We start from the raw sequence: 22,820 nt of genomic DNA on the forward strand, positions 1-22,820 counted from the left end.
GAACACTCAGGACCCGAGAGTCGAACACTCAGGACCCTTGAGTTCTACGTTCAGGAGCCCGGAGCCGAACGTTCGAGCGCACCCCGGACCCGGTCCAGTCGGGCGAGCCAGCGGGTAGTCGTGTCCTCGTCGGCGGCGAAGGAGGCGAACCGGTCGGGGGTCGGGGCGTGCTCCGGCACGGGCAGCCAGCCGTCCACGGGGCGCAGGGATTCGGTGGCCACGTCACCGTCGAGCAGCGACAACGTCCCCAGCCCGCACGCGAAGTCCAGTTCCGGCAACGCGCCCGCCAACGCCAGACCGGCGGCCATCCCGACCGACGTCTCCACCGCCGACGACACCACGCACGGCAGCCCGCACGCCTCCGCCACCGCCAACGCCCGCCGCACCCCGCCCAGCGGCGCGACCTTGATCACCGCCACGTCCGCCGCACCGGCCACCGCCACCTTCAACGGGTCCTCGGCGCGCCGGATCGACTCGTCCGCCGCGATCCGCACGTCGACCCGCCGCCGCACCGCCGCCAACTCCTCGATCGACGGGCACGGCTGCTCGACGTACTCCAACCCGCCCGCCGCACGCTCCAGCTCGCGGATCGCCTTCACGGCCGTGTCGACGTCCCACGCCATGTTCGCGTCCACCCGGATCGCGCCCGAAGGCCCGAGGGCGTCCCGCACCGCCGTGACGCGCTCCAGATCCTCACCGAGCGGCGCACCCGGATCGGCCACCTTCACCTTCGCCGTGGAGCAGCCGGACTTGGCGACGATCTCGTACGCACGCTCCGGCGTCACCACGGGAACCGTGCAGTTCACCGGGATCTTCGAGCGGACCGGCGCGGGCCAGCCGTCGTTCGCGGACTCCAGCGCACACGCCAACCAGGACGCGCACTCCTCGTCCGAGTAGTCGAGGAACGCGCAGAACTCACCCCACCCGGCGGGCCCTTCCAGCAGCACGCCTTCGCGCACCGTGATGCCGCGGAACCGGTTGCGCATCGGGATCGAGTAGACCAGCACCGGACCAGCCTAGGGTCGGCACAGCCCAGAGCCGGCACAGCCTAGAGCGGGTCCAACGCGGCGACCCGGCGCAGCGCGCTGTCCGTCAGCTCCGGGTCCAACTCCTCCACGACGATCCGCAGCGCGTCCTCGAACTGGTCGAGGCGGCGGTCCAGCTCGGCCAACTCCCGGGTCGGCTCGGCGATCGCGGCCGCCAGACCGGGCCGGTTCTCGGCGCGCCGCAACGCCTCCCGCACCGCCTGGCTGTCCCGCAACGCCACCAGCGCCCGCCACAGCAGCCGCTCCACCCGCTCCACCCGTCGGGCCTCCAGCGCACGAACGGCATCGAAGTGCGCGCACAACCGCCCCGCCCGCCGCCGTTGCACCGGGTCGGTGAACTGCTCGCAGTGCACGACATCCCGGGCCTCGGCAGCGGACACCACGTCCCACTCGACCAACCGCACCGGCAGGGCGGCGACCAACGCCACCACCAGCACCGGCACGCAGGCCAGGCCGACCGCCCACCACAACGTCGGCGCGAGCACCCCCAACGCCCCCGCCATGACGACCGCCAGCGCCGCGAGAGGCCGCACCCGCTCGCGCCTCGCCCGCCGTGCGGCAGCGCGCCGAACAGGCCCGACGTCCATTCCCGGACGCCACATCCACCACCGCGGTAACGGCACCACCCGGTTCATGACCACCCGATCGTCGGACCGCAGAACGAGTCCAACTTATCCGCGCACCTCAGCGCGCCGCGAGAAACGCCCCGAACGACGCGAACGCCTTCCGGGTGAAGCTCAGCGCCCGTCACCCGACGCCGACCACGGCCAGGCCGGAGGCGATCTCGACGCGACCGGCCCGGAGAAGGTGGTCGAGCACTACCGGCGAGCGCTCGACCAGCTCCGGGCAGCCGAGGTCGGATCAGACGAGGTCGATCAGACGAGGCCGGTTCAGCCGATTTCGGGCAGCTTGGGGCCGAGCAGGTCGTCCGCGTCCACGATCCGGTACGCGTAGCCCTGTTCGGCGAGGAAACGCTGGCGGTGCGCGGCGTAGTCGGTGTCCAGCGTGTCGCGCGACACGACCGAGTAGAAGTGCGCCTGCCGCCCGTCACCCTTCGGCCGCAGCAACCGGCCCAGCCGCTGCGCCTCCTCCTGACGCGAGCCGAACGTGCCCGACACCTGGACGGCCACCGACGCCTCGGGCAGGTCGATGGAGAAGTTCGCCACCTTCGACACCACCAACGTCCGCAGCTCACCGCGCCGGAACTGGTCGAACAGCGCCTCGCGCTCCTTGTTCTTCGTCGAACCCTGGATGATCGGCGCGTCCAGCGCCTCACCCAGCGACTCCAGCTGGTCCAGGTAAGCCCCGATCACCAACGTCGGCTCGTCCGGGTGCTGGTCGAGGATCGCCCGCACCACCGGCAGCTTCGTCCGCGCCGTGGAGCACAGCTTGTACCGCTCCTCCGGCTCGGCCGTCGCGTACTCCAGCCGCTCGTTGTCGGTCAACGTCACCCGCACCTCGGTGCACTCGGCGGGCGCGATCCAGCCCTGCGCCTCGATGTCCCGCCACGGGACGTCGTACCGCTTCGGCCCGATCAACGAGAACACGTCGCCTTCCTGACCGTCCTCGCGCACCAGCGTCGCGGTGAGGCCGAGCCGCCGCCGCGACTGGAGGTCGGCGGTCATCCGGAACACCGGCGCGGGCAGCAGGTGCACCTCGTCGTAGACGATCAGGCCCCAGTCCCGCGAGTCGAACAGCTCCAGGTGCCGGTACTCGCCCTTCGACTTCCGGGTGATCACCTGGTAGGTGGCGATCGTGACCGGCCGGATCTCCTTGCGCTCGCCGGAGTACTCGCCGATCTCGTCCTCGGTCAACGACGTGCGCGCGACCAGCTCGCGCTTCCACTGCCGACCCGCGACGGTGTTCGTCACCAGGATCAACGTGGTCGCACCGGCCTCGGCCATCGCCGCCGCGCCGACCAGCGTCTTGCCCGCGCCGCACGGCAGCACGACCACGCCCGAACCGCCCGCCCAGAACGCCTGCGCGGCCAGCCGCTGGTAGTCGCGCAGCTTCCAGCCGTCCTCGACCAGGTCGATCGGGTGCGCCTCGCCGTCGACGTACCCGGCCAGGTCCTCCGCCGGCCAGCCGATCTTGAGCAGCAGCTGCTTGAGCCGGCCGCGTTCGCTCGGGTGCACGACGACGGTGTCGTCATCGACCCGCGCGCCCAGCATCGGCTTGACCTTCTTGTGCCGGAGCACCTCTTCCAGCACCGCGCGGTCCAGCGAGTTCAGCACCAGGCCGTGCGCCGGGTCGTTGGCCAGCTGGAGCCGGCCGAACCGCCCCATCGTGTCGACCACGTCCACCAGCAACGGCTGCGGCACGGGGTAGCGGGAGAACCGGACCAGCGCGTCGACCACCTGCTCGGCGTCGTGGCCGGCGGCGCGCGCGTTCCACAGCGCCAGCGGCGTCACCCGGTAGGTGTGGATGTGCTCGGGGGCGCGTTCGAGCTCGGCGAACGGCGCGATGGCGGTGCGCGCGTCGTCCGACAGCGGGTGCTCCACCTCCAGCAGCAGGGTCTTGTCCGACTGGACGATCAAAGGGCCGTCAGTCACTGGTACGTGCTCCTGTCGCTTGGGGTCCCTCCAGTGTGCCTACCTCGCGCAAGTGGGTAGCGGAGGGTGTCTGTGCGCGCACCCGACGCTTACGGACTCGGTTCGGTAAAGCCGCACACGGCGGTGTGACGCAGCCGATAACTTCCCTGCGCCCCGCCACGCGACCAAGCGTGGACGTTCAGGGGTTACCCGGATGAACGAAGGTCATTAATGAGCACGGACATGCCCGCGTCTGCCCCGCAGTACCAGAACGCACCGCAGGCCGCGCAGGTTCCGCCGGAGCCGCCGAAGAAGAAGAAGGGCGTCATCGCCCGCATCCTCACCGCGATCATCGGCCTCGTGGTGGCGGGTGTCGTCATCTACGGCGTCAACTACTTCACCAGTGACGCCGCCCAGTCCAAGGCCGGCGACTGCGCCAGCCTCACCGGCACCACCACCAAACCGGAGTTCAAGACGGTCGACTGCGGCTCGGCCGAGGCGAACTACACCATCGGCAAGGTCCTCGGCGGCCCCGGCGAGGCCTGTGGTGGCGACGGGTACGACGAGTACACCGAGACCGCCCGCCGCGGCCCGGACTCGAAGCTGTGCCTGGTGCCGAACCTGGTCGAGGGCAGCTGCTACGTGCTCGAGGGCAACCAGATGGGCTACCCGGTCGTCGACTGCGGCACGTCCAGTGCGTTCAAGCTGGTCAAGCAGGTGAAGGGCACCGCGGACGAGGCCCTGTGCACGGAGAGCGCCCCGCTGACCTACCCGGAGCCGAAGATGACGCTCTGCTTCGCGCCGGGCGAGAACGCCTGACCGACCTCGCGGGTGCGCGTGGCGCTACCTTCTGTGCCAGTACTTTCTGGGGACTGTCACGCGCACCCGTCCAGCGAGGATGATCCATGAGCAACGAGTCGAACCGCCCCGCCGGCGACGTGCCCGAGCCCGACGAGAAGCCCCAACCCGACGCGCCCCAGCCTGACGGGGCACAGCCCGAGGCCGCCGACAAGCCGACCAAGCCGACCACGCCGACCGAGGCGGCTGGTGCGACCGAGGCGACGCCCGCCGTCGAGCAGCCGGCCCAGCCGCCACAGCCCGCGGGACCCTTGTCCGGCTCCACCGCGGCCCCCGGCGAGCCCCAGGCCAAGCGGAGTGGCCCGAGCTCGAGGCAGATCCTCATCGCCGTGCTGGCCGTCCTGATGGCCGGCGTCGTCGCCTACGGCGTGCGCCAGCTCACCAGTGGTCCCGCCAACGCCGAGGTCGGCGACTGCGTCAGCGTCACCGCCGAGACCGACAACCGCGCCGAGGTCGACACCCACGACTGCTCCGCCGACAAGGCCTCGTTCAAGGTCGGCAAGGTCCTCGATGCGACCGACGCCACCTGCCCCGAAGAGGGCCTGTACACCGAGATCGCCCCGGCCGGCAGCGTCGGCGACGGCTACAAGCTGTGCCTGCTGCCGAACATGGCCGAGGGCGCCTGCTACAAGCCCGACGAGGGCACCGGGTTCGTCAAGACCGAGTGCACCGGCCCCGAGACCATCAAGGTCACCAAGGTCGTCCAGGGCTCCACCGACCTGGAGGCCTGCCCGGACGGCGCCGGCATGTCCTACCCGGAACCGCCCGTCACGTACTGCCTGGCACCCGCCGAGATGTGAACCCTGTCCGGCTGTGAGTCCTGCCCGGTTGTGAGTCCTGCCCGGCCCGTGAGCCCTACCCGGAAGTGAACCCACGCGGGTGAACCGGCTCAACCCCTCGCGCGGCCGTGCCGATGCCCTGTTCCATGCGGAAGATCGGATGGGGTGTCGGCGCGGTCGCGGTGGTGGTGGCGGGCGCGTTCGCGTACACGCTGCTCGACGGCGGTCCCAGGAGCCCTGAGCCGGGCGTCTGCGGGAGCATCGAACGGGCGGACGAGGGCACCAGGTACCGCGCGCTGGACTGCGCGTCCGAGCACGCCAACGTGAGGGTCGCCAAGGTCGTCGACGACGCCTCCCAGTGCCCCAAGGGCGGCGCGCCGTACACCGTCTTCACCCGCTCGTCCACGCTGTGCCTGATCCCCAACTTCGTCGTTGGCGCCTGCTACCAGGGCGACCGGAACGCCGGCATGCGGAAGGTCGACTGCACGACCGCCGAGGCGGTCCGCGTGGCGAGTGCCGCTCCGGAACCCGAGGACTGCCCGAACGGCCAAAAACTGACCTACCCGGAGCCCGCCGTCACGTTCTGCCTGGTCCGCGCCGCGGACAAGCGCTGAATCCGCTGCCCCGAATTCCCTGCGCCCGGACAGCGCACGGGGGTACGTTCCGCTCGCCCGATTCGAGAGGAACACCAGGTGACCACGCCCCCCAACCAGCCGCCGCCCTACGGCCAGCCGCAGGGCTACCCGCCACCCCAGCAGCCGGACTGGGGACCGCCGTCGTCGCCGCAGGGATTCCCGGCCCAGCAGCCCGGTCAGCAGCCCGGCACGCCGCCGTACGACCAGCAGCCCGGCCAGCCGCAGCCCGGCCAGCCGCAATACGGCCAGCAGCCGTACGACCAGCAGGCACAGCCCGGCTACCAGCCGATGCCCGGCTACCAGGGCCAGCCGCCCCAGTACCCGCAGCAGCCCCAGTACCAGCCCGGACAGCCGGGCCAACCCGGACAGCCCGGTTACCCGCAGCAGGGCCGGCCCGGCTACCCGCAGCAGTTCCCGCCCCCGCCCGCCAAGCGCACGTCACGCGGCGCGAAGGCGCTGATCGCCGTGGTGGCGCTGGGCATCGTGGGCATCGTGGTCGCCGGCATCATCGCGAGCGTCACCGGCCCGTCGGGCGCCGAGCCCGGCGAGTGCATCAAGATCATCTCGGTCAGCGTCAGCGACGCCGACGTGGAGAAGATCGACTGCTCCTCGAACGAGGCCGCGTTCAAGGTCGCCGCCAACCTGGACAGCAGCACCGACTCGTGCCCCGACGGCGATTACGCCGAGTACTCCGACCGGGGCGGCAGGCGGAGCAACGGGTTCAAGCTGTGCCTCATGCTCAACGCCGCCGAGGGCGACTGCTTCAAGCAGGAGGGCACGATTGTCGCGGCCAAAACCACCAAGGTGACCTGCGATTCGAGTGCCACGTACAAGGTGGGCAAGGTCGTCGAAGGCCGTGCCGACGAGAACGAGTGCGAGAGCGGCGACACCGTGTCGGTTTACTCACAGCCCGCCACGACGATCTGTCTGACCGAGGCCTGAGTCGACTCCCGATCCGACTCCCGATCCGAGTCCCGATCGAGTTCGGATCGACACCTGAATGCAGAAAATCAGGGGGCCTTCCCGCATTGGGAAGGCCCCCTGTCGCTTATGCGATCACCGCGATCACCGCGATCACTGACAGCGAGTCAGTTCGTGGTTCCGGGCGGCAACATCCCGCCGACGTCCAACCGCTCCCGGAGCACCTCTTCGGTGTCCATCATGTCCGCGACCCGCTGCAGCCGGACGGGGTTGAGCGACAGCGGGAACGTGCCCACCGACACCAGCGCCGCGGTCTGCTGGTCGACGTCCATGTAGCCGGTCAGCGCGTTCTGCACGGACAGCTTGTCGTTCGACGCCGCCTCCTGCGCGTCCCGCAGGACCTGCCGGAACAGGGCCAGCGTGCGCGGGTTGCCGTCGGCGAACTTCTTGCTCGACGCGTACCCGGACATGGGGAAGTCCTTGGTCGGGCCGACCGCCGTGTCGGTGAGGATCCGGGCGCCGGTGTTGCGCTGCGCCTGGGTGATGAACGGCTCGGTCATCCACGCCGCGTCGACCTGCCCGGCCCGCATCGCGTTGATCATCTCCCCGAACGGCATCTCGACCGGCTTGATCCGCTGCTTCTCCACACCCGCCGTCTTGAGCACGGCCTTGGTGGTCAGCGCGCCGACGTCCTCGGTCGACGGCACGGCGATGCGCGGGCTGGGCAGCTTGCCGGGGCTGTCGTACGCCGGGTCGAGCGTGACCAGCGCCATCGTGTTCGCGCCCGCCTGGTACGCCTCGCCCTGGAGCTGCAGCTCGGTGCCTTCGGCGAAGCTGCGGAACAGGGTGACGTGGGTCGACCAGGTCAGGTCGAGCGTGGTGTCGAGCTGCTTGATGCCCTCGCTTTCGCTGTTCAGCGGGACGAGCTGCACCTGGAGGCCGGCCTTCTCGAACAACTTGTTGTTGTAGGCCAGGCGGAGGGGTGCGACGTCCACCACTGGCAGCACGCCGATGCGCAGTGTGTTGCGTTCCACTTCGGGCCGATCGGTCCCGTCGGTGCCGGGCAGCAGTCCGCACGCCGTCAAGCTGATGGCACAAGCGAACAACGCTGCCGCACGTCGCAGAACACGCGCTGGGGTAGGCATGGCACCTCTCGCCGGGATGACCTTCAGAGCGGTCTATATGATCAACGAATTTCTCGACTCAGTTGTCGATGCGGGGGATCGTAACCACCCAGAGGTATGAAACGACAGCCCTGCTCCGATACGGTGAGTGCTTCCGGAGTCTTCCCCGGGCCGGGATCGAGCACTACGCTCCCCGCCTGGTGGCACAGGTCGTCGCAGACCGTCGTGTCCCCGCGCGGGGTGGGGTGCCTAGCCGGCACCGTCGCTCCTGTGCTGCAATTCGGCCCGATTTCGAGTCCATGCTTCGGTCCGCGGGGGAGAGGCCGGGGAACACTGCTGCCGGAAGAGGAAGCCCAGGGTGGCCCGTCGAGAGAGAGGTCCCAGCCAGTCAGGCGTGGGGATTACACCGCGCTCCGAAAGGCCCGGAACGGGTGACGAACTGGCTGCGTTGAGTGATGGAACTGTGACCGAATCAACGGGTAGTGCCGGGCCTGACACGGCTGGATCGACCGCGGCCGGGCGGGAGCGCAAGCCCCGCTCGGCGGGATGGCGGCTGCGCAACTGGCGGCTGCCCACCAAGCTGACCGCCGTACTGCTGATCCCCACCGTCGCCGCGGTCGTCCTCGGCGGCCTGCGGGTCAACACCGACCTCGCCGACGCCGCCGACCTGAACCGGCTGGCGAACCAGGTCCAGCTGGAGTCGGCGGTCGCCGACCTGGTGCAGCAGTTGCAGCGCGAACGGGACCTGAGCGTGAGCCACGTCGCGTCGGGCAAGCAGCTCGACCGCGTCGTGCTGGACCGCCAGCTGCGCCGCGTCCAGGACACCGTGCAGGCGCTCAGCGCCAAGATCACCGAGCTCAGCGCCGACCTGGACGACGAGGTGGTGACCCGGTTCAACCGGGCGCGCGACCAGCTGGACCGGCTCAACAGCCTGCGCAACGCGGTCCGCGAGACCCAGTACCCGTCCGACGCCGTGATGCGCACCTACTCCGAGTCCGTCGAAGGCCTGCTCGACCTCGGTGACCAGGCCATCGCCGACATCAACGAGCCGGAGCTGGTGCGGCTGCACCTGGCCACCAACGCGATCGCCCGCATCAAGGAGCAGGAGTCGCGCAAGCGCGGCATCATGCTCGACGTCTTCCAGCGCGAAGGCTTCGGACCGGGTCAGGAGCGCCAGCTGCTGGCCGCGAACGCCGAGCTGGACGCGGCCCGCAACGACTTCCGCAAGAACGCGACCGCCGACCAGGCCAAGATCTACGACGACACCGTCACGGGTCTGATCGTCGACACCGCGAACGACATGCAGGAGACGGCGCTGAACCTGGCCTCGGCCGGCCAGCCCCTCACGTCGTTGCGCCCGGAGAAGTGGGACATCGCGTCCACGCTCACGGTGAACCTGACCCGGGACGTGGAGAACCTGCTCCTGGAGCAGCTGCAGAACCGGACCGACGAGCTGACCGGCGCGGCGCGTGCCGCGGCGTTCCGCGACTCCGGCATCGTGCTGGGCGCGTTGCTGCTGGCCATCGTCATGGCGCTGTTCGTGGCCCGCTCGATCCTCAACCCGCTGCGCGTCCTGCGCCGCACCGCGCTGGAAGTGGCCGACCACGGCCTGCCGGAGGCGGTCAACCGGATCCTGGCGGACCCGAACCCGCAGGAAGCGGCGAAGACGGCCATCGCGCCGGTGCCGGTCACCACCCGCGAAGAGGTCGGCCAGGTGGCGCGGGCGTTCGACGCGGTGCACGGCGAGGCGGTGCGGCTGGCCGCCGAACAGGCCCTGCTGCGCGACAACGTCAACTCGATGTTCGTCAACCTGTCCCGCCGCTCGCAGGCCCTGGTCGAGCGCCAGCTGAACCTGATCGACCGGCTGGAGCAGGACGAGCAGGACCCCGACCAGCTGGCCAGCCTGTTCGAGCTGGACCACCTCGCCACCCGCATGCGGCGCAACAGCGAGAACCTGCTGGTCCTGTCCGGCACGGACCTGTCCCGGCGGCTGACCCGCCCGGTCCCGGCGGCCGAGGTGCTCGGCGCCGCGGTGTCCGAGGTCGAGCAGTACGCCCGCGTGCAGGTCGGCCAGACCCCGGAGCTCACCGTCCAGGGCCGCGCGGTCAACGACCTCGTGCACCTGATCGCGGAGCTGCTGGACAACGCCACCGCGTTCTCCGACCCGGTGACCAAGGTCACCGTGCGCACCGCCCGCACCCGCAAGGGCGAGCTGGCGATCGAGATCCAGGACCGCGGCGTCGGCATGGGCGAGCAGGAGATCAACGACGCCAACGACCGGCTGGCCGACCCGCCGGACGTGGACGTCGCCGTGTCCCGCCGGATGGGCCTGTACGTGGTCGCGCGGCTGGCCAAGCGGCACGACATCAAGGTCCGGCTGCGCGCCAACGAGGACATCGAGGGCGGCACCACCGCACTCGTGCTCGTGCCCGAGACGCTGGTCGCGTCGCCCGGCGCGGTGGCTTCCCCGATGGGCGGCGAGCCCGCGCCCGCGTTCGGCGACTCGCCGTTCGGGGACCCGGGCTACACGAACACGGCGCAGCGCGCGTCCGGTATCGCCGGCGCGTTCGGCACCGGCACCCTGTCCCGCCTGGACGACGCGTCCCACCCGGATGAAGGCCTGAGCTTCCCGAGCATGCCCCGCGTCGAGGACGAGCCGGCGTTCCCGGTGAGCTTCGTGCAGGGCCAGGGCGACCACGACGCGGCGCGCGTGCCGTCCTTCGGCGAGACGCCGACGTTCGGTGAGACGCCCGCCGAGACGTCCGGCGAGATGTCGCAGCCGTGGCTGCCGGTGGGCGAGGACCGCGACGTCGAACGCGAGCCCGAGGGCTCCTTCGGCGAACCGACCCTGTTCACCGCCTACGAGGACCGCGACGAGCACGACGCGGCCTACGAGCACGGCTTCGAGACGACCCAGTTCGCCCCGGCGCTGGACAGCGGCTTCCTGGTCGACCCGGAACCCGAACCCGAACCCGAGCCCGCGCACCGCAACGGCTCGGTCCCGCACGCCGCGCCCGTCTCGGCCAGGCCGCCCGACCACGAGCTGGACGCCCCGACCGAGCGGCTGCCGATCTACGAGGCGGTCCTCTCGCAGTGGTTCCAGGCCGTGGGCAGCGAGACGTCGGCGGCGACCGCCCAGGCGGTGCCGCCCGCGCCCGAACCGGAGCCCGTCGTGCGGGATGAGCCGGTGCTGCCGACCCGCAGGCCGCGTCCCGTGCCGCCGGTCGCGCCCACCACGTCCGACGACGCGTTGCCGCAGCGCGGCACGCTCGACGCGGGCGACAGCGGACTGCCCAGGCGCGAGACCGACAGCGGCCTGCCCCAGCGGGGCGAGGCTCAGGTCGGCCGCAACGAGGGCACTAGTCTGACCGAGGGCGGGCTGCCCAAGCGGCAGCCCGGTTCGCCCAACAACCTGCCCAAGCGCGCCGCGGAGGTGCCCCGCGTGACCGAGCCCGAACCGGTCGCCGAACCCGAGCCGGCCGCACCCGCCGCCGAGTCGGTGTGGGAGTCCCCCGCCGACGAGGGTTGGCAGGCAGCACAGGCCTTGCTCAGCAAGGCACCCGAGACCACGACACAGGCAGGGTTGCCCAAACGGACGCCCAAGGCTCAGCTTGTGCCGGGATCCGCCGCACCGAAGCCGCAGGCCTCGGAGCGGCAACCGCAGCGGCCCCCGCTGCCACCACGATCGGCTGACGCGATCCGTGGACGCATGTCGAGTCTTCAGCAGGGCGTCCGTCGAGGGCGACACGCTTTGATCGACGCTTACGCTGGTGACATGTCGAGCCGGCAAGACGAGGAGCAGGAGTGACGACCGCAGCTCAGCCAGGCAGCTTTGGTTGGCTTATCACCGACTTCGTGCGCCGGGTTCCCGGTGTGGCACATTCCGTGGTCGTGTCGGCGGACGGGCTACTGCTCGCCGGCTCGCAGGGCCTGCCCCGCGACCGCGCCGAGCAGCTGTCCGCCGTGGCATCCGGGCTCGTCAGCCTCACGGCGGGCGCGGCGCGGTGCTTCGAGGCGGGCACGGTCAACCAGACCGTGGTCGAGATGGAGCGGGGCTACCTGTTCCTGATGTCGATCAGCGACGGTTCGTGCCTCGCCGTGCTCGCGGCCCCGAACTGCGACATCGGCCTGGTCGCGTACGAGATGACGCTTCTGGTCGAGCGCGTGGGCCAGCAGCTCACCCCGGAGCTGCGCGCGCAGCTCCAGGGTGTGGTTCGGCGGTAGATCCTCATGAGATCGTGGGGGTGAAGGTAAATGGCTGAACGATCTGGCGCCGGCGGCCGACGCTTCGGTAGGAACTTCAACTACCAGGAGTGGGCGGTCGGTGGCTTCCAATTCGCTGAGCCGGATGCCGACCCCGCACAGGACGAGGAAGCCGAGGACGCACCCAACTCGTGGTCGGGCCGCCGGGCGGAGCAGGCGCCGGGACCACGAGTCGAAGGCACAGGGCAGGGGCAAGACGATATGTCTCAGCGTGAGGTTGACGACTCGTCGTACGACTACGACGACGTTCCCAACCGGTTCGACATCGACGGGTACGGCAGCGGGCTGTTCGGTGGACCCGGGGCCGATCTGTTCGGTGCCCACGGCTTGCCCGACAGCGTGCCGGAACAGGTGCCTTACACGACCGGTCCGCAGCCGGTCGTGCGGCGGGAGGAGAACCCGGCGGCCGAGTCGGGGTCGCTGGTCCGCCCGTACACGCGGACCGGTGGCCGCACCCGGCCCGATTACGACCTCGCGATCGAGGCGCTGGTCTCCACCAGCGAACGCGGTCTCGAACGCGACGCGGCGGTGCTCCCCGAGCACCGTTCGATCTGCGGGTTGTGCACCGACACCAGGTCGGTGGCCGAAGTCGCCGCTCACCTCCGGCTCCCGCTCGGCGTGGTGCGGGTGTTGATCGGCGACATGGCGAGCATGGGTTTGGTTTTGATTCACCAGGGTGGCTTGGTCGTGGGGGACCGGCCGTCCATTGAATTCCTTGAGAGGGTGCTCAGTGGGCTTCGCAGGCTCTAGCCCCAACGCGGCCGAAGGCGCCAAGAAGCCGACGACCTCCGCGAAGATCGTGGTGGCCGGTGGCTTCGGCGTGGGCAAGACGACGTTCGTCGGTTCCGTGTCGGAGATCGTTCCGCTGACCACCGAAGCGGTGATGACCGAGGCGAGCGCAGGGGTCGACGACCTCTCGGCCACGCCGAACAAGGTCACGACCACGGTGGCCATGGACTTCGGCCGGGTGTCGCTGGACCAGGACCTGATCCTGTACCTGTTCGGCACACCGGGCCAGCACAGGTTCTGGTTCATGTGGGACGACCTGGTGCGCGGCGCCATCGGCGCGATCGTGCTGGTCGACACCCGTCGACTGGCCGACGCGTTCGCGTCGATCGACTTCTTCGACGACCGGCAGCTGCCCTACGTCGTCGGCGTCAACTGCTTCGACGGCCTGCTGCACCACCGCATCGAGGACGTCCGCGAAGCGCTCACGATCGACCAGTCAGTGCCGATAGTGACTTGCGACGCGCGCAACCGGCAGTCGACCAAGCAGACGCTGATCACGCTGGTCGAGCACGCCATGCGCCAATGGATGTCGGTCCGCGCGGGCTGATCAGCCCCCACGTGGGCTGATCCACCCCGTCCGATCCGACGGACTTCACGCCGAAGGGCGGTCTCCTCGTGGGAGGCCGCCCTTCGGCGTGCCCGACCCGGCGGGTTGTCAGGCCGGCTAGTCCAACGGGTCCCAGTCGTCCAGCGGGTCCCAGTCGTCCAGCGGGTCCCAGTCGTCCAAGGGGTCCCAATCGTCGAGCGGGTCCCAGTCGTCCAGTGGGTCCCACTCCTCGTCATGGGCGGCAGCCGTGGTGGTCGTGCCGCTGTCGGTGGGTGCGTCGGCGGGTGCGAAGGCGGCCGCGGCACCGCCGGTGGTCAGCACGGCCGCGGCGGCGACGATCGCGCCCTTGCGGAGAATCCCCATCCTGGTGCTCCTTCGGCGTCCTGAGGGGCGTCCGGGAAACGCCCTGCCTCGACGCTAGGTCGCCGTTACGACACCGACGGGTGTTAGCGCGCCACGGTCCGGTGACTACGCTCTGTCGTCCTCGACGAGGGCCGCCGACGTGATCCGGTGCAGCGGGAAACGGCGCACCTCGCCGTAGCTGACGTCCACGCCCTCCAGCACGCCACCGCCCACGACGTGCGGCGTGATGACGCGGCGGGCCGCGGTGCCGTGGCTGTCCACGAAGTCGACCAGGACGCTGCGGCCCTCCCGCGCCGCCCGTTGCAGCAGGGCGAGCGTCGCCGACGGTCCCGCACCCAGGTGACCCGGAACCGAGACCCGCGCACCGCCCGTGGTCGTCGCGGCGCGGTCGCCCGCACGCACGAGCCGGACCAACTCGCCCAGCTGCTCGTCGGACGGCGTGGTCGGCTGGACCGGCTTCCGACGGCCCTTCCCGGTGATCCGCCGGCCACTACCGGCCCGCAGGTCCAGCACGTGACCGTCCGGGCCCTCGGCGGCGGGCGCGAACCCGGCCGCGCGCAACCCGTCCAGCACCTCGGCCAGCGGCAGCGGGCTCACCACCACGGTCGGCGCGATCTTGCGCAGCGCCAGCCGCTCCGCCGCCGCGTGCGACAGCACCTCGGTGATCAGCACCGGGTCGTCGCAGCGCAGGAACGACCCGGCCGCACCGCCCCGCAGCCGGCCGTGCTTGCGGGCCGCGTCGTCGATCAGGTAGGTCAGCGACTGCGGCACCGGGGTGCGCGACCGGGTCTTGAACAGCTCGTGCAGGTCGGCGGCGCTCCGGCCCGCGTCGAACGCCCGCCGCACCGAGCCCTCGCGCACCCGGTAGACGGTGGCGCTGCCGGACGACTCGACGTCCGCCACCAGCGCGATCTCGTCGGCCAGCTCGGGGTCCAGCCGGCCGGGCGCCACGACCGTCAGGTCGGCCTGCACCAGCACGTGGTCGACCGGGGCCGGCAACGCGTCACCCAGCCGTTTCGCCGCCGGGCCGGGGCCCTCGGTGAGGAGGGTGCGGCCCTGGGCGGTGATCGCGTTGTGCGCCAGGACGCCGACCTGCGTGCCCTCGTCCACGGTCCAGCGCACCAACTCGTCGCGCAGCCGTCCGCCACGCCGCGGCGCCCGCCACGCCAGCACGGCGGCCAGCTCGTCCGGGTCGGTCACGGCGGTGCCCGGTTCCAGCGCGGCCAGGGCTTCGAGGATGCGCTTGCGGTCCCTGGGCGCGCCCGGCCGGTTCAGCTCGGGGGCCAGCGGGTTGAGCAGGCGGTCGCGGTCGTCGCGCTGCCCGATCAGGCCGGGGAGGCGGGGCAGGTCGAGCCACGCCTGGGCCAGCGTCGCCCACCGGTGTTCGGGCGCGGCGACCAGCCAGGCGTCGGTCTGCGTGGTCGGCACCCACTCCGGCTCGACGCCCTCGGTGTCGGCGACCAGGCCCGCGTTGACGACCAGTTCGACCAGCAGCGCGGCCCGGCGGTCGTCCACGTCGAGGTCCTTGGCGAGCTTGCGCAGCTCCCGGACACCGACACCACCCGACCGCAACACCGGCGGCGGGTCCTCCGACCAGCTCTTGAGCAGCGTCTCCACGTGCCGGGACAGCTCCAACGCCTCACCGCCGCCGGTGTGGTCGACGTCCGACGGGTCGCGGCGGAACGTGGTCAGCGGCGGTTCGGTGGTCTGGATCGCGCCCAGTGGGCGGTCGCCCCGGATCTTCAGGCCGATCTCGCGGGGGAGTTCGACGGTCAGCGCGTCGCGGCGGACGAGGAGGCCGCGGGCCAGCAGCTTCTGGATCGGCGTGCGGGCGTTGGCGAGGGAGACGATGTGCGCGGCGTCCTTGGTCTGCCCGACCGGCGGGCCGGCCGCGAGGGTCTGCAGGACGCGGCGTTCGTCCGGTTCCAGCGGGGTCAGGTCGGCGTCGGCGAGGCGCGGGACCGAGCGCCCCAGGCCGCAGGGGAACGGGTTGACCGCGTCCCGGCTGGCCGGCGGGGTGGAGATCGCGTCGTCGTCGCCCCAGAGCAGCGCGCGGGAGCGGAGGGCGTCGAGGGCCGGGCCGATGTCGGTGGTGCCGAACAACTCCTGCACGGCGGCCTTGGGCACCGGGGCGAGGTCGGCGTCCAGCACGAGCAGCGCTTCGAGGGCGGTCAACGTCAGCGTGTCGAGGTCTTCACAGGCCCGCGCCACGGACGCCCGCGACCCGATGCGGGTGGCGAGCACAGTCGTGTCCGCCGGTGGGGGCGTCGCGAGATCCGGCCGGGCGCGCAGCAGAGCCACGAGCGCGGCATCGTCCTGCGCCCGCAGCCACTCGGCGAGGGTCGTGCCGGACATCCCCACCACGGTATATGCCGACCACCGAGTCGGGGCTGAGCAGCCCCTGAAACCCGCCCGGGTGCGACGCCCGCCCGCCCCGGCCGCGGTCCTGAGCCCGTCCGCTCCGAGCCACGGCCCCACCCCTCGGTGCCGGCCGGCCTTCGGTGGTGGCGGGCCTCGGCCGCCCGGAATTGTCGGACCCCGTCGGTAAAATCAAAAACAGGGTTCCCCTGGGCGGGGACCCTTGCGGAGCCAAGCAGTTCGCGCGGTCCGAGGCCTCACTCGTAGGCCTCACGCGTAGGCGTCGGGCGGGGTGGTCGGGGTCGGTGGCCAGGCATCGCGCGCTGCCAGGTGCAGGACCAGGGCGGCGATGTTCCAGGCATCGTCCTCACCCCGGTGGTGCCTGCCCTCCAGCGGCAGACCGGCGATCTCCAGTGCCTGCGCCATTCCCGGCCGTTTGCGCAGCCCGTGCGCCTCGGTGAACACCAGCTTCGCGTTCCAGTGCCGCCGCCCGAACGGGTACCGCACCCCCGCGGCCCGGCACTGCCGCGTGAACTGCTTGCGGTCGTAGTCGCCCCAGCTCGCCCACGACCGCCCGCCCGCCTCGTGCTCCACCGCCAACAGCCGGCACGCCTCGGCGAACTCCACCCCGGTGTCGACCTCCGCCTGCGTCAGACCGGTCAACTCCGTGCAAAAAGAACCGACCGCGGACCGCCGCGGCCGGACGAGGACGCGGTGCTTGCCGACCCGCTCGCCCGCGACCAGGTCGACCGTCGTCAGCCCGATCTCGATGATCTCGCTCACCTGACCGGGAGGCGGGTCGCCCTCCCAGCACGTCGCCTCGATGTCGACCACGTTGAGAAGTCCCGCCGAAGTGCCCACCGCCACAACGATAAGGATCACGTCGGTGACGTGGCTCTCGGTTTTCCCGGCAGGCCACCCCGAATCATCACCGGTACGGATGAGGCACACTTGTTCCCGACGCAGGCATCACCGAGGAGGAACCGTGGCCAAGGCCCGCCCCGAGCGCATCGACCCGCACTGGCCGGAGCCGCCGGCCGACGGCAAGTACGCGGTGTCCGAGCTGGCCAGCGACGTGCAGGGCGCCATGTCCCCGTTCGGAGGGGTCGCCTTCCCGCTCCCCGTCGAGGACCTCGGCTACCACCACCCGGTGACCGAGATCAACCGATAGTCCCGGACGCGCGCGGCGGTCGAGCCGCGCGCGTTCCGTATACCCGCGCGGTCTAGGCTCGACTCCTGCTTGAGCTGTGCCGTTCTGGGAGGTTCGATGCCGGTCCCCGGCCCTGGGTACTCGATCACCGTCCGGCTGGAGGCCCCGCCATCGGCGTCGGCCGCCGGCGACCTGACCTCGGCGGTCGGTCGGGCCGGCGGTGTGATCACCGCCTTCGACGTCGTCGAGTCGCACACCGACCGGGTGATCATCGACCTCACCTGCAACGCGCTGTCGGCCAACCACGCCAAGGACATCACCGACACCCTGGAGCTGCTGCCCGGGATCGTGGTCCGCAAGGTGTCCGACCGGACGTTCCTGGTCCACCTCGGCGGCAAGATCGAGATCTCGTCCAAGGTGCCGCTGCGCAACCGCGACGACCTCTCCCGCGCCTACACGCCCGGCGTGGCCCGCGTCTGCCAGGCCATCTTCGAGAACCCGGACGACGCCCGCCGGCTCACCATCAAGCGCAACACGGTCGCCGTGGTCACCGACGGCTCGGCCGTGCTCGGCCTGGGCAACCTCGGCCCCGCCGCCGCGCTGCCGGTGATGGAGGGCAAGGCCGCGCTGTTCAAGAAGTTCGCCGGCGTCGACGCCTGGCCGGTGTGCCTGGACACCCAGGACACCGAGGAGATCATCCGCGCCGTCGAGCTGATCGCCCCGGTCTACGGCGGCATCAACCTCGAGGACATCGCCGCGCCCCGCTGCTTCGAGATCGAGGCGCGGCTGCGGGAGAAGCTGAACATCCCGGTCTTCCACGACGACCAGCACGGCACCGCGATCGTCGTGGTCGGCGCGCTGCGCAACGCCCTCCGGGTGGTCGGCAAGAAGATCTCCGACTGCAAGGTCGTGGTCTGCGGTGTCGGCGCGGCCGGTTCGGCGATCATCCGGCTGCTGCTCAAGCAGGAGCCCGGTGACGTGGTCGCGGTCGACGTCGACGGCATCGTGCACCGCGACCGGCCCGGGTTGGACGACAACCTGAAGTCCATCGCGGCGTCCACCAACAAGGACAACGTCAGCGGCCGGCTGCACGACGCGCTGGTCGGCGCGGACGTCTTCATCGGCGTGTCCGCGCCGAACCTGTTCGGCGCCGACCAGGTCGCCACGATGAACAGCGACGCCATCGTGTTCGCGCTGGCCAACCCGGACCCGGAGATCGACCCGATGGAGGCGCAGAAGCACGCCGCCGTCGTGGCCACCGGGCGCAGCGACTTCCCGAACCAGATCAACAACGTGCTGGCGTTCCCCGGCGTGTTCCGGGGCCTGCTCGACGCGCACGCCCGGACGATCACCGACTCGATGCTGATCGCCGCCGCCATGGCGATCGCCGACGTGGTGGACGGCGACCGGCTCAACGCGTCGTTCATCGTGCCCAGCGTGTTCGACACGTCGGTAGCACCGGCCGTCGCGGAAGCGGTCCGCAAAGCCGCCACCGAGTCCGCCTAGCCGCCCGCCGTCTGCGGAGCAGCGGCAATCCAACACCGCCTAGCATCGCTGCATGAGCAACCAGTTCACCCACTTGGACTCCAGCGGCGCGGCCCGCATGGTCGACGTGTCGGGGAAGGAGCCGACCACGCGGACCGCGGTTGCCTCCGGTGTGCTGCGCACGACGGACGAGGTGGTGGCGCTGTTGGCCGGCGACGGGCTGCCGAAGGGTGACGCGCTGGCCACCGCCCGGATCGCCGGGATCATGGCGGCCAAGCGCACCTGGGAGCTGGTGCCGCTGTGTCACCCGATCGCGTTGTCGAGCGTGAAGGTCGACCTGGAGTTGGGTGACGGCGAGGTGCGCATCACGGCGACCGTCCGCACGACCGACCGCACGGGTGTGGAGATGGAGGCGTTGACGGCCGTGTCGGTGGCCGGGCTGACGCTGCACGACATGGTGAAGGCGGTCGACCCGGCGGCGTCCCTGGACGCGGTGCGGGTCGAGCGCAAAGAAGGTGGCAAGACCGGCCTGTGGGTGCGCCCGTGAAACCCGCCGACGTACTTCCCTCCGCGGAGGCGGCACCGAGGACAGCCCGGGTGATCACGGCGTCGAACCGGGCGTCCGCCGGCGTGTACGCCGACCGCGGCGGGCCGATCGTCGTGCAGTGGCTGCGGGAGCGGTCCTACGACGTGCCGGACCCGGTGGTGGTGCCGGACGGCGAGCCGGTCGCGGAGGCGCTGCGGGCGGCTGTCGCGGACGGTGTCGCGGTGGTGATCACGACCGGTGGCACGGGGATCAGCCCCACCGACCGCACCCCGGAGGCGACGCGTTCGGTGCTCGACTTCGAGGTGCCGGGTGTGGCGGACGCGATCCGCATGTCAGGCTGGCCACGCGTGCCCACCGCCGTGCTGTCGCGCGGGGTGGCGGGTGTCGCGGGCCGCACGCTCGTGGTGAACCTGCCCGGCTCGACCGGCGGGGTGCGCGACGGGCTGGAGGTGCTCGCGACCCTGTTGGAGCACGCCGTCGACCAGGTGTCCGGAGGTGACCACGCATGACCGAGGTCCTGCGCGCGACCGTCAGCGATCAGCCGCTGTCGGTGGAGGAGCACGCCAAACTCGTGGAGCACGCGGCGGCGGGCGCGGTGGTGACGTTCGCCGGGGTGGTCCGCGACCACGACCACGGGCGTTCGGTGCGCGAACTGGAGTACGTCGGGCACCCGACGGCCGGCGCGGTGGTGGCCGAGGTGGTGGCGGACGTGGTGGGCCGGTTCGACGGCGTGCGCGCGGTCGCCGTGTCGCACCGGGTCGGGCCGTTGACGATCGGCGACGTGGCGCTGGCGTGCGCGGTGTCCGCCGAGCACCGGGGCGAGGCGTTCGCGGTGTGCTCGGAACTCGTCGACGAGGTGAAGCGGCGGCTGCCGGTGTGGAAGCGGCAGGTGTTCACCGACGGCACCGACGAGTGGGTCAACATGCCCTGAAGCGGGTGGGGGACCCCGGTCCGCCGAGGGGGGCGGTCCGGGGTCCCTCTACCGTCGTGCGCCGGCTCGCGCCGACCACGGATCACTTGGTGGCGATCTTCTGCCCCGGCAGGATGAGGTCGGGGTTCGGGATGAACGCCTTGTTGAGCTCGTGCAGCTTGGCCCAGCCGCCCTCGACCTTCAGCTCCTCCGCGATCTTCGACAGGCTGTCGCCCGCCTTGATCTCGTAGTCGCCGTTCGGGTTGGTCGACGGCAGCGCCACGGTCACCGGAGCGGGCGCCTGCTGGACCGGCGCCTGCTTCGGGGCCGGCGCGGCCTGGCGGGGCTGGGCGGGGGCAGGCGCGGTCCTCGCGGGAGCCGGGGCGCCGCCGAGGCCCTTGGGCCCGCAGACGGGCCAGGCGCCGATGCCCTGGGTGCGCAGCACGTTCTCGGCCACGCGGATCTGCTCCTCGCGGGAAGCCTGGTGGGGCATTCCGGAGCCGCCGTTGGCACGCCATGTGGACGGCAGGAACTGCAAGCCGCCGTAGTAGCCGTTGCCGGTGTTGATGCTCCAGTTGCCGCCACTCTCGCACGCGGCGACCGCGTCCCAGTTGACGCCGGAGCCCTGCGCGCTCGCAGTGCCGGCGGCCATGGCCAGCGGTGCTCCGACGATGACGCCCGCTACGGCGACCTTCGCGATGCTCCGGGCGGTGGCACTGGTGGTCGGGCGGTGCTTGCCTCGGTAAGAAGCCATTTCCCTCTCTGCCACCCGCACCTGCACGAGCGACTCGGGTTCGGGGCCCGGTACGTCGCCCAGCTTCTCCTGTCCGGCGGTTGTCTCTCGCTCGGGGGCGTTCCGGGGCGCCGGTGGACAGGTTCGGTGCGAGGCGTCCCGGTCGTGCTCTTGGTCGGTCGGGGCCAACCGAAGAGCGACGGTACGTAACCGGGAGGGTCGGGGCCAAACGATCTCGCATGTGACGCACGTCACTGTAACGCGGGTGGGTGACACTTCGACCCTCGCGTTTAGCCAGCTCAGGGCACCGTTACCGGTCTGTTTCCGTTCCGAGATCCGCCGAGATTTATCACGGTAAGTGAGGGCTAGCTCACGTGTCTAATCCGTCCGAGTGGGGCACACTCACCCTCCGGCGAACGGAGGCAACACGTCCAGTTGCGCTCCGGACGACACGGGAGTGTCGTGATTCCTGACCGCCACACCGTCCAACAGGAAGCTGCACGCGGGCAGCACGCGCGCCAACCGGTCCCCGTGCCGCTCCCGGACCGCCTCGATCGCGGACGCCACCGTCGCCGCGTCAGCGGACAACTCGAAGCTCTCGTCGGTCACCCCCGCCGCCGCACGCGCCCCCGCGAAGTACCGCACCGTCAGCCGCAACTCACCCTCCGATCGCGCTCATGGGCCGGTCCGGCTGGCTGAACCCGGCCGAGTTGATGCCGTGCCCGGCCGCCTTCGCCCACGAGTTGCCGCGCCACCGGTCGGCGATCTCCTCGTCCGACGCGCCACCGCGCAGCAGCGACCTCAGATCCGTCTCCGACTGGCTGAACAGGCAGTTCCGCACCTGGCCGTCCGCGGTGAGCCGGGTCCGGTCGCACGCCGCGCAGAACGGCCGCGTCACCGACGCGATCACGCCGACCACGGCCGGACCGCCGTTCACCAGCCACCGCTCGGCGGGCGCGCCGCCGCGTTCACCGGGCTCGGGCGTCAGGGTGAACTCGGTGCGCAGGGAGGCCAGGATCTCCTCGGCGGTCACCATCTCGTCCCGGTTCCAGCCGTGCTGAGGGTCCAGCGGCATCTGCTCGATGAACCGCAGCTGGTAGCCGTGCTCCAGGCAGTAGCGCAGCAGCGGGACGGCCTCGTCCTCGTTCACCCCGCGCATCAGCACCGTGTTCACCTTGACCGGCGCCAACCCGGCCTCCCGCGCCGCCTCCAGGCCCGTGAACACGTCCGACAGCCGGTTCCGCCGGGTCAGCTCCAGGAACCGCTTCGGGTCGAGGGTGTCCAGCGAGACGTTCACCCGATCGAGGCCCGCGGCCACCAACCCGGCCGCCCGCCGCGCCAAAGTCAACCCGTTCGTGGTCATCGAGATGCGGGGTCGGGGCTCCAGCGCCGCGGTCGCCGCGATCACCTCGTCCAGTCCGGGCCTCAGCAGCGGCTCGCCGCCGGTGAACCGGATGTCCGTCACACCCAGGCGGGTCACCGCGATGCCGATGAGCCTGGTCAGCTCGTCGTCCGTGAGCAGGTCCGGCTTCGGCAGCCAGTCCAGGCCCTCGGCGGGCATGCAGTAGGTGCAGCGGAGGTTGCAGCGGTCGGTCAACGACACGCGGAGATCGGTGGCGATCCGGCCGAAACGGTCCACCAGCAGCGGTGAGTCCGGACGTTCGGAGACGTCCGGGTTGCCGCGCACGACGGGTAGGCCCAACTCGACAGCTGTCACCCCAACCAGGGTAATCGGCTGACACTTGTGGGTGCTCACGGAAATCGCGGCCGGCGGCGCGCGG

Annotated in this window: 23 protein-coding genes; 13 read left to right on the top strand and 10 right to left on the bottom strand. The window is 71.1% G+C overall.

Translation table 11 applies throughout. The features are described from left to right. Positions 1 to 50: 50 nt before the first annotated feature. The 3 genes from FM051_RS27875 to FM051_RS27885 form a co-directional block, all read right to left on the bottom strand. The gene (locus FM051_RS27875; RefSeq protein ID WP_158848401.1) at positions 51 to 1,007 is read right to left on the bottom strand and encodes an o-succinylbenzoate synthase; all 957 of its coding nucleotides are present in this window, start codon (positions 1,005 to 1,007) and stop codon (positions 51 to 53) included. A gap of 41 nt (positions 1,008 to 1,048) precedes the next feature. Beyond that, the gene (locus FM051_RS27880) at positions 1,049 to 1,579 is read right to left on the bottom strand and encodes a hypothetical protein (protein ID WP_158848403.1); all 531 of its coding nucleotides are present in this window, start codon (positions 1,577 to 1,579) and stop codon (positions 1,049 to 1,051) included. A gap of 357 nt (positions 1,580 to 1,936) precedes the next feature. Further along, positions 1,937 to 3,598: a DNA repair helicase XPB gene (locus FM051_RS27885; RefSeq protein WP_158848405.1), complete on the bottom strand. Its 1,662-nt coding sequence runs from the start codon at positions 3,596 to 3,598 to the stop codon at positions 1,937 to 1,939. A gap of 222 nt (positions 3,599 to 3,820) precedes the next feature. Here FM051_RS27885 and FM051_RS27890 point away from each other — a divergent pair, with 222 nt between their 5' ends. From FM051_RS27890 to FM051_RS27905, 4 genes are all read left to right on the top strand, one after another. Further along, positions 3,821 to 4,396, top strand: a complete 576-nt coding sequence (locus tag FM051_RS27890) for an LppU/SCO3897 family protein (RefSeq protein ID WP_158848407.1) — start codon at positions 3,821 to 3,823, stop codon at positions 4,394 to 4,396. An 86-nt stretch (positions 4,397 to 4,482) separates the two neighbouring features. Then, positions 4,483 to 5,235 (top strand): LppU/SCO3897 family protein, encoded by a 753-nt coding sequence (locus FM051_RS27895; protein WP_158848409.1) that lies wholly within the window; start codon positions 4,483 to 4,485, stop codon positions 5,233 to 5,235. A 125-nt stretch (positions 5,236 to 5,360) separates the two neighbouring features. Then, entirely contained in the window at positions 5,361 to 5,828 is a 468-nt protein-coding gene (locus tag FM051_RS27900; protein ID WP_158848411.1) for an LppU/SCO3897 family protein, read from the top strand. A gap of 78 nt (positions 5,829 to 5,906) precedes the next feature. After that, on the top strand, positions 5,907 to 6,791 hold the full coding sequence (locus tag FM051_RS27905; RefSeq protein WP_158848413.1) for an LppU/SCO3897 family protein: 885 nt from the start codon (positions 5,907 to 5,909) through the stop codon (positions 6,789 to 6,791). A gap of 146 nt (positions 6,792 to 6,937) precedes the next feature. On the opposite strand, the gene FM051_RS27910 is transcribed toward FM051_RS27905, so the two are convergent. Beyond that, a complete protein-coding gene (locus tag FM051_RS27910; RefSeq protein WP_238412688.1) occupies positions 6,938 to 7,804 on the bottom strand; it encodes an ABC transporter substrate-binding protein in 867 nt (288 codons plus the stop codon). A 553-nt stretch (positions 7,805 to 8,357) separates the two neighbouring features. On the opposite strand from FM051_RS27910, the gene FM051_RS27915 reads away from it, so the two are divergent. From FM051_RS27915 to FM051_RS27930, 4 genes are read left to right on the top strand one after another with little or no spacing between them, the layout of a single operon-like run. Beyond that, entirely contained in the window at positions 8,358 to 11,702 is a 3,345-nt protein-coding gene (locus FM051_RS27915) for a sensor histidine kinase (RefSeq protein WP_238412689.1), read from the top strand. Next, complete coding sequence (locus FM051_RS27920; protein WP_033442969.1) at positions 11,699 to 12,118, top strand: roadblock/LC7 domain-containing protein; 420 nt, start codon at positions 11,699 to 11,701, stop codon at positions 12,116 to 12,118. Before FM051_RS27915 ends, FM051_RS27920 begins: the two co-directional genes overlap by 4 nt. A gap of 30 nt (positions 12,119 to 12,148) precedes the next feature. After that, a complete protein-coding gene (locus FM051_RS27925; protein WP_158848419.1) occupies positions 12,149 to 12,907 on the top strand; it encodes a DUF742 domain-containing protein in 759 nt (252 codons plus the stop codon). Further along, positions 12,888 to 13,493, top strand: coding sequence for a GTP-binding protein (locus FM051_RS27930; protein ID WP_106617122.1), 606 nt, complete (start codon positions 12,888 to 12,890; stop codon positions 13,491 to 13,493). The genes FM051_RS27925 and FM051_RS27930 overlap by 20 nt, the downstream gene beginning before the upstream one ends. A 117-nt stretch (positions 13,494 to 13,610) precedes the next feature. Here the strand turns inward: FM051_RS27930 and FM051_RS27935 are convergent, their stop codons facing one another. From FM051_RS27935 to FM051_RS27945, 3 genes are all read right to left on the bottom strand, one after another. Beyond that, positions 13,611 to 13,856, bottom strand: coding sequence for a hypothetical protein (locus tag FM051_RS27935; RefSeq protein ID WP_158848421.1), 246 nt, complete (start codon positions 13,854 to 13,856; stop codon positions 13,611 to 13,613). 105 nt (positions 13,857 to 13,961) lie between these two features. Continuing rightward, a complete protein-coding gene (locus FM051_RS27940) occupies positions 13,962 to 16,211 on the bottom strand; it encodes a helicase-associated domain-containing protein (protein WP_158848423.1) in 2,250 nt (749 codons plus the stop codon). A 273-nt stretch (positions 16,212 to 16,484) separates the two neighbouring features. Continuing rightward, entirely contained in the window at positions 16,485 to 17,075 is a 591-nt protein-coding gene (locus FM051_RS27945; RefSeq protein ID WP_158848425.1) for a 3'-5' exonuclease, read from the bottom strand. A 124-nt stretch (positions 17,076 to 17,199) separates the two neighbouring features. On the opposite strand from FM051_RS27945, the gene FM051_RS27950 reads away from it, so the two are divergent. The 5 genes from FM051_RS27950 to FM051_RS27970 all read left to right on the top strand — a co-directional run bounded on the left by FM051_RS27950 (position 17,200) and on the right by FM051_RS27970 (position 20,327). Continuing rightward, complete coding sequence (locus FM051_RS27950) at positions 17,200 to 17,385, top strand: hypothetical protein (RefSeq protein ID WP_158848427.1); 186 nt, start codon at positions 17,200 to 17,202, stop codon at positions 17,383 to 17,385. 96 nt (positions 17,386 to 17,481) lie between these two features. After that, the gene (locus FM051_RS27955; RefSeq protein WP_158848429.1) at positions 17,482 to 18,870 is read left to right on the top strand and encodes an NAD-dependent malic enzyme; all 1,389 of its coding nucleotides are present in this window, start codon (positions 17,482 to 17,484) and stop codon (positions 18,868 to 18,870) included. A 52-nt stretch (positions 18,871 to 18,922) separates the two neighbouring features. After that, complete coding sequence (gene moaC / locus FM051_RS27960; RefSeq protein WP_158848431.1) at positions 18,923 to 19,396, top strand: cyclic pyranopterin monophosphate synthase MoaC; 474 nt, start codon at positions 18,923 to 18,925, stop codon at positions 19,394 to 19,396. Positions 19,397 to 19,446: 50 nt separating this feature from the next. Next, complete coding sequence (locus FM051_RS27965; protein ID WP_158848433.1) at positions 19,447 to 19,905, top strand: MogA/MoaB family molybdenum cofactor biosynthesis protein; 459 nt, start codon at positions 19,447 to 19,449, stop codon at positions 19,903 to 19,905. After that, positions 19,902 to 20,327 carry a molybdenum cofactor biosynthesis protein MoaE gene (locus FM051_RS27970; RefSeq protein ID WP_158848435.1) on the top strand — a complete coding sequence of 142 codons (426 nt, stop codon included), beginning with the start codon at positions 19,902 to 19,904 and terminating at the stop codon, positions 20,325 to 20,327. The genes FM051_RS27965 and FM051_RS27970 overlap by 4 nt, the downstream gene beginning before the upstream one ends. Before the next feature lie 82 nt (positions 20,328 to 20,409). Here FM051_RS27970 and FM051_RS27975 read toward each other — a convergent pair whose 3' ends face one another. The 3 genes from FM051_RS27975 to moaA form a co-directional block, all read right to left on the bottom strand. Further along, complete coding sequence (locus FM051_RS27975) at positions 20,410 to 21,060, bottom strand: LysM peptidoglycan-binding domain-containing protein (RefSeq protein ID WP_158848437.1); 651 nt, start codon at positions 21,058 to 21,060, stop codon at positions 20,410 to 20,412. A 381-nt stretch (positions 21,061 to 21,441) separates the two neighbouring features. Beyond that, complete coding sequence (locus FM051_RS27980) at positions 21,442 to 21,696, bottom strand: MoaD/ThiS family protein (protein ID WP_158848439.1); 255 nt, start codon at positions 21,694 to 21,696, stop codon at positions 21,442 to 21,444. Position 21,697: 1 nt separating this feature from the next. After that, on the bottom strand, positions 21,698 to 22,756 hold the full coding sequence (moaA, locus tag FM051_RS27985; protein ID WP_162470746.1) for a GTP 3',8-cyclase MoaA: 1,059 nt from the start codon (positions 22,754 to 22,756) through the stop codon (positions 21,698 to 21,700). Positions 22,757 to 22,820 lie beyond the last annotated feature (64 nt).

This window comes from Saccharothrix deserti (assembly GCF_009769385.1).
Lineage (GTDB): Bacteria > Actinomycetota > Actinomycetes > Mycobacteriales > Pseudonocardiaceae > Actinosynnema > Actinosynnema deserti.